Below are 16,390 nucleotides of genomic sequence, written 5' to 3'. Positions count from 1 at the left end.
CGGGGTATAGCGCAGTCCGGTAGCGCGCCTGCTTTGGGAGCAGGATGTCAGGAGTTCGAATCCCCTTACCCCGACCATATTAAAAATCCTCGTATCGAAAGATACGGGGATTTTTTTTGCCTGGCGGAAAGCCGCTTGCCTTCAAGTCATCATACAACTTGCCGATAACCCGCCGACAGGGGCATGAACGATCGCCCTCTCTTCAGGCCGATAACAAGAAAAGGCGCCCGTTATGTTTCTTCGTCAGTTGAATATCGCCCGCCGTGCCGCGCTGGGTTTTGCCTTGATCGCCGTGCTGGTCGCGCTGCTCGGCGTATTTGCGCTGGGGCAGATGTCGAGTATTCGCGACAGCGAGGTCGCGGTGGAAACCCAATGGCTGCCGAGCATCCGTGGCGGTGACGAAATCCGCGAATTGATGCTGCGCATCCGCACCATTTCCCTGCGCATGGCCTTGGATGAAGACCCGAAGAACATCCCGGTATATCGCGGACAGATGGATACCCGCGACAAGGAACTGAGCGAGAAAATCGCCAGTTACGACAAGCTCGTGGTGACACCGGAAGGCAAGGCGCTCTACGAGCAGTTCAAGCAGACCTTCACCGCCTACCGCGCGGGGATCGCCCAGTCGTTCACCCTGGCGGAGCAGGGACGGCGGGATGAATTGATCAAGTTGTTGCTGGTGGACATGAAAACCGTGGTGGATGGCTCGGGCAAGCAGCTCAACGACCTTGCGCAACTGTTCTCCAGACAGGTGTCCATCGAGAGCCAGAAATCCCAGGAGCACTACGTCAACTCGCGGATGATCGTCAGCCTGTTTGTGGTGCTGGCAGCTCTGGCCACGGTGGTCCTGGCAATGCTGCTGACCCGCAGCATCGTCAAGCCGTTGGGCGAGGCGCTTACCGCCGCGGAGAGCGTGGCCCGCGGTGACCTGACCCGGCCGATCGAGACCCACGGCAACGATGAAGTGAGCCGCCTGCTCAAGGCGTTGGCCACCATGCAGCAGAACCTTCGGCAAACCTTGCAGGGCATCAGCGGCTCGGCGACGCAACTGGCGACCGCTGCCGATGAGCTGAACGCCGTCACGCTCGACAGCACTCAAAGCCTGCAACAGCAGAACAACGAAATCGAGCAGGCCGCCACCGCGGTCACCGAAATGACCACCGCCGTGGAAGAGGTCGCGCGCAACGCGGTGTCCACCTCCGATGCAACACGCCAATCCAGCGAGTCGGCGATGTTGGGCCAGGAGCGGGTCAGCGATACCGTCAACGCGATCAGCGCCCTCGCCAGCGATGTGCAAATCACCGGCGGCCTGGTGCAATCCCTGGCCAGCCAATCCCAGGACATCGGCAAGGTGCTGGACGTGATCCGGGCCATTGCCGAGCAGACCAACCTGTTGGCGCTCAACGCGGCCATCGAAGCGGCGAGGGCGGGAGAGAGCGGCCGTGGTTTTGCCGTGGTCGCCGACGAAGTCCGGGCATTGGCCTATCGCACGCAGCAATCGACCCAGGAAATCGAGCAGATGGTCCAGGGCATGCGCAGCGGTGCCACTCAGGCCCTGGATTCCATGCAGGCCAGCTCCAGCCGTGCGGCCAGTACCCTGGCCATGGCCGAGCGCGCGGGGGAGGCGCTGCAAACCATTACGGCGTCGGTACATCAGATCCATGAGCGCAACCTGGTGATCGCCAGCGCCGCCGAAGAGCAGGCACAAGTGGCCCGCGAGGTGGATCGCAACCTGGTCAATATCCGTGATTTGTCCGTGCGCTCGGCCACTGGCGCCGACCAGACCAGCGCGTCCAGCCATGAACTGTCGCAGTTGGCGAACTCGCTGCGCACGATGGTGCAGCGGTTTCAGGTTTGATCGATCGCCGCTTGGATCGGGTTTTGGCTGCACTGCCGTCTTCGCGAGCAGGCTCGCTCCCACAGGATGACCATGATCAACTGTGGGAGCGAGCCTGCTCGCGATAGCGGTGGGTCATTCAACCTCGGTTCCGGTGGCTCAATGCAACTTCAACCGAGGCTCGGTGCCGCGGCCGATCTTGCTGCCCAGCATCAGCATCGCCGTGCGGAACATGCCGTAAAGCGCCATCTGGTGCATGCGATACAGCGACACGTAGAACATCCGCGCCAACCAGCCTTCGAGCATCACGCTGCCGGTGAGGTTGCCCATCAGGTTGCCGACCGCCGAGAAGCGCGACAGCGAGATCAGCGAGCCGTAGTCGGTGTATTTGTATGCAGGCAGGGCCTTGCCTTCGATCCGCAGCTTCAGCGATTTCGCCAACAGCGAGGCCTGCTGGTGCGCGGCCTGGGCGCGGGGCGGAACGTTGCGGTCGCTGTCCGGTTGCGGGCAGGCGGCGCAGTCGCCAAAGGCGAAGATATTCTCGTCGCGGGTGGTCTGGAGGGTAGGTAGCACCTGCAGCTGATTGATCCGGTTGGTCTCCAGACCGTCGATGTCCTTGAGGAACTCCGGCGCGCGAATCCCGGCGGCCCAGACTTTCAGGCTCGCGTCGATCACCTTGCCGTCTGCGGTGATCAGGCTGTCGGCAGTCACCTGACTGACGGCCGCGTTGGTCATGACCTTGACCCCGAGTTTTTCCAGGGTCCTGTGCACTGGCCCGCCGATCCGCTCCGGCAGCGCCGGCAAGACCCGCGGACCGGCCTCGATCAGAGTGATGTGCATGTTTTCCGGTTTGATCCGGTCCAGTCCATAGGCGTGCAATTCGTGGGCGGCATTATGCAGCTCGGCTGCCAGTTCGACACCGGTGGCGCCCGCGCCGACAATCGCGACGCTGATGCGCTCGACCACGTCAGTCTGCCCGGCATGGGCACGCAGATAGTGGTGCAGCAACTGCTGATGGAAGCGCTCGGCCTGTTTGCGAGTGTCGAGGAACAGGCAATGCTGCGCCGCGCCCTCGGTGCCAAAATCATTGGTGGTGCTGCCGACCGCGATCACCAGCGTGTCGTAGCCCAGCTCGCGGGCCGGCAACAACTCCAGGCCTGCTTCGTCGTAGGTGGCGGCCAACTGGATGCGCTTGCGCTCACGGTCCAGGCCGCTCATGCGCCCGAGCTGGAACTCGAAGTGGTTCCATTTCGCCTGGGCGACATAGTTGAGTTCGTCTTCGGAGGAATTCAGGGAACCGGCGGCCACTTCGTGCAGCAAGGGTTTCCAGATGTGGGTCAGGTTCGCGTCGACCAGCATCACACTGGCCGTGCCGCGCTTGCCCAGAGTCTTACCCAGACGGGTAGCCAACTCCAGACCGCCGGCGCCGCCGCCAACGATGACAATACGATGAGTCATGGGGATATCTCGCAAGGCTAAAGGAATTCGGTGCCGTCACCCGCGCGAGCTTCATGCGGCTCATAGCGTCAGGTAACTGATCAATCGGCTCAACAGGCCCAGGCCAATCGTGATGGCCAGTACCACCACCAGGAGCATCCACGGCCGGAAAGGCCGGCGCTCGACTCGGTGCTGGGACAGTTGCAGGTACTCTTCGACATGCTTCTGGTCTTCTGGGTTCAGGCGGCTGGTCATAAAGGCCTCGTCAGGTAGACGTTGCGAAAGGTGCAGACGTTACAGCGTCCGGCTATCCGGCATTAAAAGCAGCGTAGCCGGTTGCCGGGACGGGTTCGACGATCAGGCTGTCGTCCAGGCGAATGATTCCACTTTTTAACACCCGGGCGGTGATTCCGCCATGGCCGCGTACCGCCTGGAACGTGCCTTCGCCAAGGTTTCGCTCAAGTCGCGCGCAGGGTTGGCACCAGCCGGTGGTTTCGAAGATCGCCTGGCCGATGCGAAAGCGCCGGCCCTTGAGGCTGAACAGGTTGATGCCGCTGACCACAATGTTGCGGCGCAGCTCCTCGGGACGCACCGGGTGTTCCTCGGGACGGCCCATCAGCGAGCTGATCACGGCCAGGTGTTCCCATTGGATCAACGTCACTTGCCGCGCATTGCGCACGCCTGGGCGAGCGTGATCGCCGGTCAGGCCGGCTTCCAGTCGTGCCTCGACGGCGTCCAGCTCGATCATCGGTGCATGCCCTGCGGGGCGCACGCCGATCCAGCGTACCCGGCCCCGCTGCGGCACGGCGGCGATCAGTTCCTGTAACGGGCTCAAAGGCTGATCCCCACATCGAAGACGATGCTGCGGCCCAGGTTGCCCCGCAGGAAGTCGGGTGCATCGGGATGGGCGAACAGCACGCGGGCAAAGGTCGGGCCCACCAGCGACAACGAGCGCCACCCTTGGCGCAGGTACTCGGTGGGCGGCGGGAAATGGCTGTTGAGGTCGAGGACTTCGCGTTTGAGGCTGGCAAAAGCGATGATATCCAGTTCCCCCAGGTCCATGCCGCGCTCGGTGTAGTTGTGAGCCTTCTTACGCAGGGTCGGGGCCAATCTCATCAGGAACTCGTTGGCCGGAATCCGCCGTGGCTTGGCCTCGCGACGCACCAGTTGGCTCAGGGAAAAGGCGCTGCGGCGGCGTTGCAGTTCGTCGCGCCATTCATCATTGAGACGACGGCCTTCATCGAGGACAAAAAACACTTCGAAATTGGCGTCGCGAAACAACACGTCCGGCGGCTCCCCGGCGGGCGCGAACTCATCGGCGCGATAGGGCACGTTGAGCCCTTGCAGCAGGCGCTGGCAGACCCAACGCTCACGCTCCCATTTGCGGGCGTTGGAGAGGAAGGCGTTGGCTTGCTCGGCCGCGATGGTCAGCAAGCGTAAATAATCGGAGTCATCCATGAGCCCAAGCTTAGCGTTCAATTACGACAAGCCGAAAGCGTTGCGTTGATTAATCGCGGTTGGGCGGGGGTGTAGACTGCCGGCTTGAATCTCAGGGTGCTCATGGAGTCTCTGATGCAAGGGCAAGCCAAAGGAGTAGCTCGATGATCGGTGCCGAATTGCTCTCGACGCAGACCCTGGCGGTCGGCTGGCTGATCTACGTGCCGGTGTTGGCCTGGGCGCTGGCCAAGGCACCGTGGGTCGAGCTGTTTACCGACAATCGCCGCCAGCATCTGCTGTTCGGCACGGTGTTCGCGCTGTTCATGTTGTGGATGGTGCGACGGGATTTCGATACCGGGGTTTCATACCACTTCATTGGCCTGACCGCCGTCACCTTGTTGCTGGACTGGCCGCTGGCGATCCTTGGCGGGCTCTTTGCCCAGCTTGCGCTGGTGCTGTTGGGGCGCCAGGACATGATGGCCGTCGGGATCAATGGCGCGCTGCTGGTGCTCCTGCCGGTTCTGGTCACGGAATGCTGCGCGATCCTGGTGGAGCGTGCCCAGCCGCGCAATCTGTTTGTGTATATCTTCTGTTCGGGATTTCTCGCTGCCGCGCTGTCGGCATTGGCGTGCCTGCTGCTGGGGCTTGGTCTGCTGTGGCATGACGGCATCTTCGCGATGCCTTATTGGCTGGAGGATTTCATCGGCTATCTCTGGCTGATGATCTTTCCCGAGGCCTTCATCAACGGCATGGTGGTCAGCGCGCTGGTGGTGTTCAGCCCCGAATGGCTGGAAACCTTCAACCGTACGCGCTACCTGTCGGCCCCCTGGAACGATGACGACAAGCCTTGATTCACTTCAAGGCTGCACCGCCTTCAGGCCCTCATGCTGTGGAAGACCTAGTGATGGGAGCGAGGGTTGAAGTCTTCGCTGAACAATTCATCTTCGGCATCCGGTGCGACGGGGATCTTGTGTTCCTCCGACGCCCAGGCGCCCAGGTCGATCAGCTTGCAGCGATCGGAGCAGAACGGCCGGAATTTGCTTTCCGGGGTCCATTCGACAGGGGCGCCGCAAGTTGGGCAGTCAACGGTTGGGGTTTGGCTCATGGTTGGCCTCCACGCAAAGTAAGGTAGAAGTGATGCAGGCGTTCGACCTCGCTGTGCAGCCAGGCGAGGTCGCGGTCGTTGACCACCACATCGTCGGCATGGCTCAGGCGGTCCTGGCGACTGGACTGGGCTTTGAGGATCGCCTGGACTTGCTGTTCGCTGGTCTGGTCGCGCTGCAAGGTGCGTTCGATCTGCAATTGTTCCGGAGCGTCGATCACCAGGATCCGCTGGGTCATCGCGTACTGCCCGGATTCGATCAGCAGTGGCGATACCAGAATCGCGTACGGCGATTGCGCCTGGCCCAGGTGGTGGACGATTTCTTCGGCGATCAGCGGATGCAGCAATGCCTCCAGCCAGCGGCGTTCTTCGGCATTTTCGAAGATGAGCCTGCGCAGCGCTGCCCGATCGAGCGTACCGTCTGCCTGCAATACACCAGGACCGAAGTGTTCGCTGATCTTTGCCAGCGCCGGGCGCCCGGGCTCAACGACCCAGCGCGCCGCATGGTCGGCGTCGATGACGTGCACACCCAGGTCGATGAAGTGCTCGGCCGCCGCGCTCTTGCCGCTGCCGATGCCACCGGTCAGGCCGAGGATCCAGGGGTTTTTCGCAGAGCTGTTCATTAGAACCCGACTGACTGCCAATAGAAGTCGGTTATTTGACCACCCCAGAGCAAGGCAATCCAGCCGGCAATCGCCAGATAAGGTCCGAACGGGATCTGGGTCGATGTCGGCGCGCTACGCGTGCGTAGCACAATGACGCCGATAATGGCACCAACCAGTGACGACAGCAGCAGCGTCAGCGGCAGGATCTGCCAGCCGCCCCAGGCACCGAGCATCGCCAGCAGCTTGAAGTCGCCGTAACCCATGCCTTCTTTCCCGGTCAGCAGCTTGAAGACCCAGAACACCGACCACAGCGCCAGATAGCCGGCCACCGCCCCCCACAATGCCTGGTTCAGCGGGACGAACAGCCCGAAGCTGTTGACGATCAAGCCCAGCCATAACAAGGGCAGCACCAGGGAATCGGGCAGCAACTGGTGCTCGGCGTCGATCAGGCTCATGGACAGCAGGCCCCAGCTCAGCAGCATCACCATGGCGGCCTGCCAGCCAAAGCCGAAATGCCAGGCAATGAATGCCGACAGGGCGCCACAGGCCAGTTCGGTCAGCGGGTAGCGCTTGCCAATGGGCGCGGCGCAGCTGGAACAGCGGCCGCGCAACATCAGGTAACTCAACAACGGAATATTTTCCCAGGCGCGGATGCGATGGCCACAATGGGGACACTGGGAGTGGGGCAGCATCAGGTTGTAGACCGGACCGGGCGCGTCGGCCTGCAGGCCGAGCAGGTCCTGGGCTTGCAGGCGCCACTCGCGATCGAGCATCTTCGGCAGGCGCCATACCAGCACGTTGAGAAAACTGCCGATGATCAACCCGAGCAGCAGCGCTGTCAGTACGAAGGCCAGCGGATAAAGCACAAAGAATTCGCTCAGGGGCATGTCAGATCGCAGAGCCGAGTTGGAAGATGGGCATGTACATCGCAACCACCAGGCCGCCGACGACCACCCCGAGGATCACCATGATGAAGGGTTCCATCAGGCTGGTGAGGTTGTCCACCAGATTATCCACTTCGGCCTCATAAAAACTCGCCACCTTGTCGAGCATGTCGTCCAATGCCCCGGACTCCTCGCCAATGGCGGTCATCTGGATTGCCAGGTTCGGAAAAATGCCTGACGTGCGCATGGAGAAATTCAACTGCATGCCGGTCGAGACATCCTGCTTGATCCGCTGCACGGCGCGCTTGAATACCACGTTGCCGGTGGCGCCCGAGACCGAATCGAGGGCTTCGACCAGCGGCACGCCGGCGGCGAACGTGGTCGAGAGCGTGCGCGCGTAACGCGCCACGGCGGACTTGTACATCAAGGTCCCGACCAAGGGCAGCTTGAGCAGCCACTTGTCTCGCCAGTCACGAAACGCCTGGGAGCGCTTGAGGGCATATTTCACCCCGAAAAATCCGCCCACCACTCCGCCAAGCAGCACCCACCACCAGTCTTGCAGGAACTCCGACAAACCGATGACCATCAGGGTGAAGGCCGGCAATTTTGCGCCAAAGCCGGAAAATACCGACTCGAACTGCGGCACGACCTTGATCAGCAAAATGCTCGTGACCACCGCCGCGACGGCGATCACCGCCGCGGGGTAGGTCATGGCTTTTTTGATCTTGGCCTTCAGGGCTTCGCTCTTTTCCTTGTAGGTCGCGACTCGGTCCAGCAGCGTGTCCAGGGCGCCGGCCTGCTCACCGGCATCGACCAGGTTGCAGTACAACTCGTCGAAATACTGCGGACATTTGCGCAGCGAGGCGGCGAAGCTGTTGCCGGCGGCGACTTCCTGCTTCACCTCGTCCACCAGCTTGCGCATGTTGGCGTTGTCGAAGCCTTCGCCGATGATGTCGAATGCCTGCAGCAGCGGAACGCCGGCCTTGAGCATCGTCGCCATCTGGCGGGTGAAAAGCGCGATGTCCAGCGGCTTGATGCGTTTGCCCTTGCTGAATATCGAGGTGGACTTCTTGCGTACCTTGCCCGGGTTGATGCCTTGCTTGCGCAACTGCGCCTTGACCAGTGCCGGGCTCTGGCCGGTCAGTTCGCCGGACATTTTCGTGCCTTTGCGGTCCTTGCCTTCCCACGTGTAGACGTCGGTTTTTACTGCCTTGACCGCCATGCTCAATCCTTGGTGACCCGGTTGATTTCTTCGAGACTGGTGACGCCTTGCATCACTTTGACCAGTCCCGAGGTGCGCAAGTCATTAAAGCCGTCCTTGCGCATTTGCAGGTCGATTTCTAGGGAGTTGCCTTCGGCCATGATCAGCCGCTGCAGCTCCGGCGTGTTCTTGACCACTTCGTAGATCCCCACGCGACCCTTGTAGCCGTTGTTGCACTGTTCGCAACCGACCGGCTCATAGATCGTGAATGAGCCGATGCGTTCCCGCGGGAAACCTTCCTTGAGCAGGGTTTCCTCGGGAATCTCGATGGATCTGCGGCAATGCATGCACAACTTGCGCGCCAGGCGCTGGGCGATGATCAGGTGCACTGCCGTGGCGATATTGAAACCGGGGATGCCCATGTTCTGTAGCCGGATCAGGGTTTCGGCGGCGCTGTTGGTGTGCAGCGTGGACAATACCAGGTGCCCGGTCTGGGCCGCCTTGATGGCGATCTCGGCGGTTTCCAGGTCGCGGATCTCGCCGACCATGATCACATCCGGGTCCTGGCGCAGGAACGAGCGCAGTGCATGGGCGAAATCCAGCCCCTGGCGCGGATTCACGTTGACCTGGTTGATGCCTTCCATGTTGATTTCCACCGGGTCCTCGGCGGTGGAAATATTGATGTCCACGGTGTTGAGGATGTTCAAGCCGGTATACAGCGACACGGTCTTGCCCGAGCCGGTCGGCCCGGTCACCAGAATCAGCCCCTGGGGTTGCTTGAGGGCGGCCATGTACAGGTCTTTCTGTTCCGGTTCGTAGCCCAGGGCGTCGATGCCCATTTGCGCGCTTGAGGGGTCGAGGATCCGGATCACCACTTTTTCTCCCCAGAGCGTGGGAAGGGTATTGACCCGGAAATCGATGGACTTGGTCTTTGACAGGCGCATCTTCAGCCGACCGTCCTGGGGCTTGCGCCGTTCGGAAATGTCCAGGCTCGCCATGACCTTGAGGCGCGCGGCAATGCGGTTGGCCAGTTGGATGGGCGGCTTGGCGACTTCCCGCAACATGCCGTCGGTGCGTACGCGTACCCGATAGGTCTTTTCGTAGGGTTCGAAGTGCAGGTCGGAAGAGCCGCCCTTGATCGCATCCAGCAGCATTTTGTTGACGAAACGCACCACCGGCGCATCGTCGCCGTCCTGGCCCGCGATCGAGTCCTGCTTGCGGTCGTCGATCGACTCGATGTCCAGACCGTCGAGGTCGACGTCGGCCATGCCTTCCAGGCCCGTGCTGCTGGACTCGAAGAACTTCTCGATGGCATCGCTGAGCTTGTCGTCCTCCACCAGGATGGCTTCAGTGGTCAGGCCGGTGCTGAACTGGATGTCGTTGATGGCCTGGTGATTGGTCGGGTCGGAAATGCCCACGTATAGCTTGTTGCCACGCCGCCACAGGGGCAGGGCGTGATGCTGGCGCACCAGTTTCTCGCTGACCAGGCCAGCGGGCTGGTTGTCCTTGTCGAGGCTGTTGAGGTCCAGCAGGGCGATACCAAAATGCTCCGAGGCGATTTCCGCCACTTGGCGGCTCTGGACGAGCTTGCTCTGCACCAGATAGCTGACCAGAGGCGTGCGATTGCGCTGCGCCTGTTGGTAGGCCTGCTGCGCGCTTTGTTCAGTGATCAGTTCGGCCAGCACCAGTTGCTTGGCCAGGCCGCTGAGGGCGATGTCATTCATGGGAATACCGGTGGCGGACTGTTCATGATTTATAGCCTAGTCAAGCATCGGTGCCTCACCAGCGAGCAGAGGTGACAAAAAGCGTCAGATAGTGCGGTTGTTGGGGTAGGACGCTTCCAATCTGTAGCTGTAAAGCTTCGGCTGGCGGGGCCGCGGTGGTTGGCATGTGCCGTGCAATGCTCGTTTCATCGCATGAGATCCGACTCATGCACGGGAGATGACTATGAACAGGCAAAAGGGTTTCACCTTGATCGAGCTGCTGATTGTGGTGGCGATCATCGGCATCCTGGCGACGTTTGCGTTGCCGCAATATTCGAAGTATCAGGCGCGGGCGAAGGCGACGGCGGGGTTGGCGGAAGTGTCGGCATTGAAGGTGCCGTTTGAGGATGTCATGAATCAGGGGACCAGCCCAACCCTTGATAATGTTGGCGGCACGACGCCTACCAGCAACTGCACCATGAGCGTCTCCGGTACCGCATCAGCCGGAACGGGCACAATTGCTTGTACGTTGTTGAATGCACCAGCGCCTGTTCTGGGCAAAACAATTACTCTGTCCCGGTCCGCGCAAGGTGTCTGGACCTGCGGCTCTACTGCTGCTCAAGAGTTTCTTCCAGCAGGCTGTACTGGTGGGGCTGCTGCTGCTCCCGCTGCAGGAGCAGCTGGTTGAGGCTTGAGCGAGACCTATCCAAGCCCCGCACTCGCGGGGCTTTTTCGCAGATTGGGCCGGGAAAATTCGACCCGCAGATAAAGACTCAAGAATTCATATGCTTAGCACCCTGTCAAAACCCGCAACTTGCATGTCCCAAATCACCCGGTCATGCAAATTGCATGATTATGAAAAATGCCGCTTCGCTTAACTAACTGAATTTAAAGGAAAATCTTATTGTTTCAAAACTGGCACAGCCTTCGCACTACTCCTGACAACCTGCCGCGATGCACTTTCGGCAGTTTCTGAGAAAAACAGGAGTTACTCGTATGAAGAAGTTCGCTATCACTGCCGCTGCTGCCACTGCACTGACCCTGACCATGGCTAACGCATTTGCCGAGACCACTCAAGCGACTCAGGCACCGATGATGCTGGCTGCTGGCGAAGTGACAGAGGCTAAGGAAGACGTTTCCGACACCTGGATCACCACCAAGGTCAAAGCTGACCTGGTCACCGAGAAAGGCATTCCAGGCTCCGACATCAAGGTTGAAACCAACAAGGGCGTTGTGTCCCTGTCTTCGACCGCTGTCTTGAGCGATGCTCAGAAAGATACCGCCGTTGCAATCGCCAAGAAAATCAAAGGCGTCAAAGCTGTATCGGCTGACGGTCTGAAATCCGAGTAATACAAGGCTTCTCGCCTGAACGGGAGAAGGCACGGCACGCGGGCTGAGATATACGTGTGCCGTTGCTTTGGAGTTCATGCGAAAGGCCACACGGACGTGGCCATTACAGGCCCCCGGCATTCGTGCCGGGGGCCTGTTCTATTCTGGGGAGGAAAGCCTGGTGTACGGCCAGGAAACCGGGTTGCGCTTTTCGCGAGCAGGCTCGCTCCCACACTGGACCGAGTTTCGTCAGGCCAAAATGCAGTCCAATGTGGGAGCGAGCCTGCTCGCGAAGGCGCCAGCGCTATGCATGAGAAATGCCCGTCACAGAGGCACAATCACCGCCCACGCTTGCTGGTGATCTCCACCAGCCGATTCCCCACGAAGCGCAAGTATTGGTACATGCCGTTGTTGGGCCCGTAGGTCCATTCTTCCACCGGGTATTCATTCCGTCGATTGGCGCTGCGTTGATAGCCCAGGTCATCACGCGCCGTGGGCTCGCCACACTTCTGCAGCACTTCGCTGGAGCGATCACCGACGCTGATCAATTGGCTGCCGCAGCGCAGGGTCTCGGCGGCTGATGCATGGCCGGTCGCAAGCAGCAGAACCAAGCCGATTCCAGGCAGACACTTCATTTTCATTCGGCATCCAGATGCATTGGGGTAATGACGCTACCGTCGCTTTCGGCCTGACCGAGGCTGGCGTCGATGAAGTACACGCGGTCATCGGCCAGCTTGCCCTTGTCCACCAGGAAATCCTTGATGCTGCTGGCCCGTTCCTGCCCCAGTTCGCGCAACAGCAGATCACTGCCGCTCCAGAACTTGATGACCCCTTCACGGAGTTTGTCGAGGCGCGCCTGTTTATCCAGTTGCGTCCATTCGGCCGGTGGTTGGGTCTTCAGGCGAGTGCGGTAGATGCCTTCCAGCAGCGGGGCTTTTTCGTCTTCCGGTACCTGCAGCAACGAAGCTTTGGCCGGGACCTTGTCGCCCCTGCGCTGCAGCATCTTGTAGTAGTTGTACTGGTATTCGCGTTCCAGGCGCTGGGCGGCGAGCAGCGGGCCGTCGCTGCTTTCGGCGGCGGTGCCTTCGATCTCCAGCTTCAGCTCTGGCCGTTTGCCCAGGGCTTCGGACAACTTGAGCAGGGCGTTTTCGTTTTCCTTGCTCAGGTCACTGGAGCCCGGCGCGAACGCCACGCTGCCCAGGTCTTCCGAGCCGCCGCCGGCCACCAGCCCGCCGATCAGCTTGAACGGCGCTTGTGCCGCGCGGACCACCAGGTTGCGCAGGGTTTGCCAGACAATCGGCATGACGCTGAACTGCGGGTCGTTGAGGTTGCCGGAAACCGGCAGTTCGATGGAGATCCTGCCCTCGGAATCTTTCAGCAGGGCGACGGCGAGCTTGAGCGGCAGGCTCACGGCGTCCGGGCTGTCGACCTTTTCTCCTAGCTGCAACTGTTCGACCACGACTTTGTTGTCGGCCTGGAGCTGGCCCTTGGTGATCCGGTAATGCAGGTCGAGATTGAGCCGGCCCTTGCGGATGCGATAGCCGGCGAACTTGCCGGAGTACGGCGTCAGGGTGGTCAGCTCGACCCGTTTGAAACTGGTGGCGATGTCGAGGCTGGCCATCGGGTCGAAGGGGTTGACCGCGCCCTTGATCGTGACGGGCGCGTAGCGGTCGACCTTGCCTTTAACGTCGACGGTGGCGGGCTTGGCCTGGCGGCTGTCGATGGTGCCGATCTCGCCGTTGAGCTGCTGGACGGCTGTGGCGAAGTTCGGCGTCAGGCTGAAGTCGGCGAAATTGGCCGAACCGTCATTGATGGCGATTGCGCCGACATGGATGCCCAGCGGTTTTTCCTTGGGTGCCGGTTTGGCCGCGGTGTTTCTGGCCGGGGCGTCGGCGGGTTGTGGAATCAGCAGGTCGTCGACGTTGGTGGTGCGATCGTCGTTGATCATGAAGCGTGCATAGGGCTGGAACAGGTTGACCTTGTCGATCGACAGGCTGTCGCCATGCTGGTAATTGAGCCCTTGGAGTTCCAGGCGCTGCCATTTGAGGAAGTCACGGGTCTTGAGCGTGTCGAGGGTATGCAACTGATCGACCTGGGCGCGGCCGGTCACGGCGAACGCCAGCGGCTCGGTACTTTTCAGGTCTACCGCCAGATCGCTGCCGAGCATCCCGGAGCGTAGCTCCAGGCGGATGAACGGGTTGATGTAGGCCTGGGCGACCCGCAGGTCGATGTCCTGGGTCTTGAGGTTGAGCTTCGCGGTCACCGGGTTCAGATTGACCTCGCCATCGGCGAGCAGCTTGCCTTGTTTGCCCAGCCCGGTGTCCAGCTTGAGTTTGAAAGGCGAGCCGTTGAGGGTGTCGTAGTTCTGCAGGTCGAGGTTCAGCGGGCCGAGGTCCAGCGCCACGGCCGGCTGCGCCTGGCGGTCGGCCAGGTGTACCTGGTAATCGCGCAGTTGCACGTCCTTCAGCAGCACTTGCCAAGGCTTGCTCGGTGTTGTCGGCTCAGGCTTGGGCGAGTCGGCGGCTGCCGGGGCCGAGGCCGGTTCGGCCTTGACCTTGGGTTTGGCTGCCTGGCTGGCGAAGAGCTTCTGCCAGTCCAGCTGCCCGTCGGCTTCCCGAGCGGCCCAGGTCTCGAGTTTGTGGCTGCGGATCTTGCCCACGATGACCTGCTGCTTGGCCAGGTCCAGCGAGGTTTCGCTGACGTCCAGGCGCTCCAGCCTTGCCAGCGGACGGCCGTCGGGCGCCTTGATGGCGAAGGGCGCGACGCTGACCGACGCGTTGTTGAGCAGCAGCTCCGTGCCTTTGGCGAGGTTGAGCTTGTACTCGGTGCTGAGGTTCAGCACGCCGTTTTCCAGAACGAGCGGCACTGCGTCTCGCACGTAGGGCCACCAGGCTTTCATCTGTCCGTCGGTCACCTTGAGCGTGCCTTCGGAGGCGATCGGCGCAAGGCTGAAATTACCGGTCCAGTCGATCTGGCCGCCCTCGGGGCCGACGGCCACCAGGGTCATGTCGGCGCTGTCGTCGGGCAGGGTGCTGAGGTTCTTCAGCTCGAAGTCGAGGGTGTCATACAGGAACTCGATGGGTTCGCTGGGGCGCAGGTCCTGGAAATGCACGTAGCCGCTGGCCAGTTTGATTCGCTCGACCCGCAAGGGAAACGGCTTGGCGTCGGGATCCGCCGGAGTCGGTTCGCTGGGCGGCAGCTTGAACAGGCCCAGCAGATTCAGCTGGCCGTCCTTGGCGAACACGATCTCGGTCCTGGGCTTGTCCAGCTCGACGTCGGCCAGGTGCAGGGCGCCGGACCAAAGACTGTCGAGTTGCAGGTTGGCATAGAGCCGTTCGAAACCGACCTGTTCCTTGCCCGGCTCGCCGACCACCAGCCCCCACAAGGTCACTTCAAGGCTGAAAGGATTGAGCTCGATGCGCTGGATCTGGGCCGGCACCGTTGCGTGGACGGCCAGTTGCTGATTGGCGATCCGCAGGGCAATGCCCGGCAGTATCAGAAAACCCAACAGACTGTAGAGGGCCAGTGCGGTCAACAGGGCGCCGAAAGCGCGAATCAATCCTTTGGGCATGTGTGGCTTCATCTGGTGTGAATCGGAGTGCCTTGGAGTATGGCATGTGATTACGGTTCCGAAGCCACTGTCTTTTATGAGAATTGTCCGTTTTATTCGTGAGAATTCATGGGGCCTCAGAGCTGGAGGATCAACGTCTTGAGCGGCGGCTGCTGATCCTGCGAGGGAAAATCGCTTCCAGGTGTCAGCACGCTCCATTCGCGAACCGGGCGGCCGGCTTTTTCCGCACAGCGCAATACCTGCTCGCGCCAGTCGTCCATGGACACCTTCGCCAGGTTGTTACAGCAGATCAGTACGCCGTTTTCGGCGGTGGTGAGCAGTGCCGGCTTGAGCAGGCTTTGGTAATCGCGCAGCAGGTCGACTGTGCCGAAAGCGCTCTTGGCCCAGGCCGGCGGGTCGAGCAACACCAGGTCATATTGGCGTTGCTCCAGGCGCACGTAAGCGGGCAGTTTCTGTCCGCGACGTTGACTGATCGGCAGGCCGGCGAGTTGGCGAATCGCCGGGAAATAATCCGACTGGACGAATTCCATCGTCGGCAGGTCGGGATTGAGCAGGCCGTTTTCGCGGCCCACCGCCAGGTTGCCCTCGGCGAAGTCCAGGTTGCACACCTTGCGCGCTCCCCCCGCCGCGGCGCTCAGGCCGACGCCGCAGGTATAGGCGAACAGGTTCAGCACGCTTTTGTTCCGGCTGTGGTCCTTGACCCAGCCCCGGGCGTTGCGCAGATCGAGAAACAGCAACGGATCCTGCCCGGCGTGACGCCCGCGAACCCGGTAGTTCAGCCCCCATTCATGGCCAACCAGGTCTTGCAAGGCAGCCTCGTCAGCCTGGTAGACGCTGTCCTGGCGGTCGATGCGCGAGTTGCCCCGGGCGCGGTCGTTGTAGACCAGCAGGGTATCCAGGCCCAGGTGTTGATTGACGATGGCGTGCAGTTGCAACAGGGCCTCGCGCTCCAACGACTGGTGAAAACTCTGCACCAGCAACTGCGGGCCGTAGCGGTCGACCGTCAGGCCGGGAGCGCCTTCCTGGCTGCCGTGGAACAGGCGATAGCAATCGGTGCCCTGCTGATGCAGTTGGCCAAGCAGGTCCTGACGCTGGTCGAGGGCGGCGCGCAGCGCCAGATTCAAGGAAGACATGCCGGGCGCGCCTTAAGGAAATGAGGCGCGGGAGTTTAGCAGTTATGGATACTCGGGTTGTCTGCAGGTTTGAGTCAGGCAGCGCTTTTTGTGGGGGGGGGCTTGCTCCCGCTGGGGTGCGAAGCGCCCCCTGTTTTCCAAGGGGCGATAG

The 16,390-nt window shown here is 61.3% G+C and carries 16 protein-coding genes and 1 tRNA gene; 5 read left to right on the top strand and 12 right to left on the bottom strand.

Features of this window, described 5'->3' with window-relative positions; genetic code table 11:
• Both ACE04F_RS06955 and ACE04F_RS06950 read left to right on the top strand, forming a co-directional pair.
• Positions 1-77 (top strand) — tRNA-Pro (locus ACE04F_RS06955).
• A 155-nt stretch (positions 78-232) separates the two neighbouring features.
• Positions 233-1,858: a methyl-accepting chemotaxis protein gene (locus ACE04F_RS06950; RefSeq protein WP_486105560.1), complete on the top strand. Its 1,626-nt coding sequence runs from the start codon at positions 233-235 to the stop codon at positions 1,856-1,858.
• Positions 1,859-1,996: 138 nt separating this feature from the next.
• Here ACE04F_RS06950 and ACE04F_RS06945 read toward each other — a convergent pair whose 3' ends face one another.
• The 4 genes from ACE04F_RS06945 to ACE04F_RS06930 are packed head-to-tail and all read right to left on the bottom strand — an operon-like array spanning position 1,997 to position 4,732.
• Positions 1,997-3,295 (bottom strand): NAD(P)/FAD-dependent oxidoreductase, encoded by a 1,299-nt coding sequence (locus ACE04F_RS06945; RefSeq protein ID WP_486105559.1) that lies wholly within the window; start codon positions 3,293-3,295, stop codon positions 1,997-1,999.
• Positions 3,296-3,355: 60 nt separating this feature from the next.
• Entirely contained in the window at positions 3,356-3,529 is a 174-nt protein-coding gene (locus tag ACE04F_RS06940; protein WP_076386361.1) for a DUF3094 family protein, read from the bottom strand.
• A gap of 52 nt (positions 3,530-3,581) precedes the next feature.
• Positions 3,582-4,109, bottom strand: coding sequence for an MOSC domain-containing protein (locus tag ACE04F_RS06935; protein WP_486105558.1), 528 nt, complete (start codon positions 4,107-4,109; stop codon positions 3,582-3,584).
• Complete coding sequence (locus ACE04F_RS06930) at positions 4,106-4,732, bottom strand: DUF1780 domain-containing protein (protein ID WP_030140261.1); 627 nt, start codon at positions 4,730-4,732, stop codon at positions 4,106-4,108. The genes ACE04F_RS06935 and ACE04F_RS06930 overlap by 4 nt, the downstream gene beginning before the upstream one ends.
• A 143-nt stretch (positions 4,733-4,875) precedes the next feature.
• Between ACE04F_RS06930 and ACE04F_RS06925 the strand changes: the two genes are divergently transcribed.
• Positions 4,876-5,562, top strand: coding sequence for an energy-coupling factor ABC transporter permease (locus ACE04F_RS06925; protein WP_486105557.1), 687 nt, complete (start codon positions 4,876-4,878; stop codon positions 5,560-5,562).
• 47 nt (positions 5,563-5,609) lie between these two features.
• Here the strand turns inward: ACE04F_RS06925 and yacG are convergent, their stop codons facing one another.
• The 5 genes from yacG to pilB are packed head-to-tail and all read right to left on the bottom strand — an operon-like array spanning position 5,610 to position 10,227.
• A complete protein-coding gene (yacG, locus tag ACE04F_RS06920) occupies positions 5,610-5,816 on the bottom strand; it encodes a DNA gyrase inhibitor YacG (RefSeq protein ID WP_434571758.1) in 207 nt (68 codons plus the stop codon).
• Entirely contained in the window at positions 5,813-6,436 is a 624-nt protein-coding gene (coaE, locus tag ACE04F_RS06915) for a dephospho-CoA kinase (RefSeq protein ID WP_486105556.1), read from the bottom strand. Before coaE ends, yacG begins: the two co-directional genes overlap by 4 nt.
• Positions 6,436-7,305 (bottom strand): prepilin peptidase, encoded by an 870-nt coding sequence (locus ACE04F_RS06910; RefSeq protein ID WP_486105555.1) that lies wholly within the window; start codon positions 7,303-7,305, stop codon positions 6,436-6,438. Before ACE04F_RS06910 ends, coaE begins: the two co-directional genes overlap by 1 nt.
• Position 7,306: 1 nt before the next feature.
• A complete protein-coding gene (locus tag ACE04F_RS06905; RefSeq protein ID WP_486105554.1) occupies positions 7,307-8,524 on the bottom strand; it encodes a type II secretion system F family protein in 1,218 nt (405 codons plus the stop codon).
• A 2-nt stretch (positions 8,525-8,526) separates the two neighbouring features.
• Positions 8,527-10,227: a type IV-A pilus assembly ATPase PilB gene (pilB, locus tag ACE04F_RS06900; RefSeq protein ID WP_486105553.1), complete on the bottom strand. Its 1,701-nt coding sequence runs from the start codon at positions 10,225-10,227 to the stop codon at positions 8,527-8,529.
• A 223-nt stretch (positions 10,228-10,450) separates the two neighbouring features.
• On the opposite strand from pilB, the gene ACE04F_RS06895 reads away from it, so the two are divergent.
• On the top strand, positions 10,451-10,894 hold the full coding sequence (locus ACE04F_RS06895; protein ID WP_486105552.1) for a pilin: 444 nt from the start codon (positions 10,451-10,453) through the stop codon (positions 10,892-10,894).
• 308 nt (positions 10,895-11,202) lie between these two features.
• On the top strand, positions 11,203-11,556 hold the full coding sequence (locus tag ACE04F_RS06890; RefSeq protein ID WP_486105551.1) for a BON domain-containing protein: 354 nt from the start codon (positions 11,203-11,205) through the stop codon (positions 11,554-11,556).
• Positions 11,557-11,873: 317 nt separating this feature from the next.
• On the opposite strand, the gene ACE04F_RS06885 is transcribed toward ACE04F_RS06890, so the two are convergent.
• The 3 genes from ACE04F_RS06885 to ACE04F_RS06875 form a co-directional block, all read right to left on the bottom strand.
• Positions 11,874-12,170 (bottom strand): DUF2845 domain-containing protein, encoded by a 297-nt coding sequence (locus ACE04F_RS06885; RefSeq protein WP_486105562.1) that lies wholly within the window; start codon positions 12,168-12,170, stop codon positions 11,874-11,876.
• A gap of 2 nt (positions 12,171-12,172) precedes the next feature.
• Positions 12,173-15,106, bottom strand: a complete 2,934-nt coding sequence (locus ACE04F_RS06880) for a DUF748 domain-containing protein (protein WP_486105550.1) — start codon at positions 15,104-15,106, stop codon at positions 12,173-12,175.
• Between the two features lie 116 nt (positions 15,107-15,222).
• A complete protein-coding gene (locus ACE04F_RS06875; protein WP_486105549.1) occupies positions 15,223-16,239 on the bottom strand; it encodes a class I SAM-dependent rRNA methyltransferase in 1,017 nt (338 codons plus the stop codon).
• Positions 16,240-16,390 lie beyond the last annotated feature (151 nt).

The organism is Pseudomonas sp. AGC41 (assembly GCF_057334555.1).
This window is presented reverse-complemented; position numbering and strand designations above follow the sequence as displayed.